The sequence below is a fragment of the Actinoplanes sp. NPDC051633 genome (genome assembly GCF_040681735.1).
In the GTDB taxonomy this organism is placed as follows: domain Bacteria; phylum Actinomycetota; class Actinomycetes; order Mycobacteriales; family Micromonosporaceae; genus Actinoplanes.
Map to the genome: position 1 here is coordinate 1 of NZ_JBFAZH010001734.1, position 1184 is coordinate 1184.

At 78.5% G+C, this 1184-nt stretch carries 1 pseudogene; it reads left to right on the forward strand.

From position 1 onward, the window contains the following. Positions 1-1184: pseudogene (locus AB0M20_RS44750) on the forward strand (LuxR family transcriptional regulator); the annotation flags it as partial.

Sequence of the window (1184 nt, forward strand, 5' to 3'; positions counted from 1 at the left end):
TCCTCCGCGAGCGGATCGCCGACCGGCCGCGGGCCGAGGTGTTCGACGCGCTGCTGGACACGCTGGACGGGCCGCCGCAGCGGGCCCGGCCGGTGGTGGTGATCGAGGACCTGCATTGGGCCGACGAGGCCACCCTCGACATGGTCGCGTTCCTCGGCCGGCGGCTCGATCGCTGCCGCGCGCTGCTGGTGCTGACCTACCGCGACGACGAGATCGGCCCCGACCATCAGCTGCGGGCCGTGCTGGCCGGGCTGCCCCGCTCAGCACTGCGCCGGTTGTCGCCGGAGCCGCTGTCGGCCGAGGCGGTCGCCGAGCTCGCCCGCCGGGCAGGCCGGGCAGCGACCACGGTGCACGCGCTGACCGGCGGGAATCCGCTGCTGGTCAGCGAGGTGCTCGCGTCCACCGCCGAGGACGTGCCGGCGAACGTCCGCGACCTCGTGCTCTCCCGGCTCGCCACGCTGTCGCCGCCGGCCCGCGAGGTTGCCGGGCTGGTCGCGGTCCTGCCCACGCGGGCGGAGGTGGCGTTGCTCGGGGACCGGGCCGCGGCGGTCGACGAGTGTCTCGAGCGGGGCGTGCTGACCGTCTCCGCGGACGGGGTGGCCTATCGGCACGAGCTGCTGCGGCGGGCGGTCGAGGGGTCGCTGTCGCCGGTGCGGCGGGCCGCGCTGCACGCCGAGGTCCTCGCCAAGCTGGAGGCCCGGCCGGGCGTGGACCCGGCGCGGCTCGTGCACCACGCCCACCACGCCGGGGACGCCGCCGCGGTGCTGCGGTGGGCGCCGGCGGCCGCCGTCCGGGCGTCCGCGCTGGGCGCATACCGGCAGGCCGCCGCCCACTACGCCGCCGCGCTGGCGCTGTCCGGCGGGGAGGGGCGGGCCGGCGGGGAGGGGCGGGCCGGCGGGGAGGGGCGGGCCGGCGGGGAGGGGCGGGCCGAGCTGCTGGAGAACTACGCCCAGGCCGCGTACCTCGGCGGGCTGACGCCCGAGGCGCTGGACGCCTACCGGGAGGCGCTGGCGTTGCGGGAGGCCGGCGGGGATGCCGCCGCGATCGGCGACGACCTGCGCTGGGTGTCGCGGCTGAGCTGGTGGAACGGGCGCCCGGACGAGGCCCGGCCGGTCGCCTTCCGAGCCATCGAGGTGCTCGAGCGGCTTCCACCCGGCGTACGGCTCGCCGCCGCGTATGCCCAT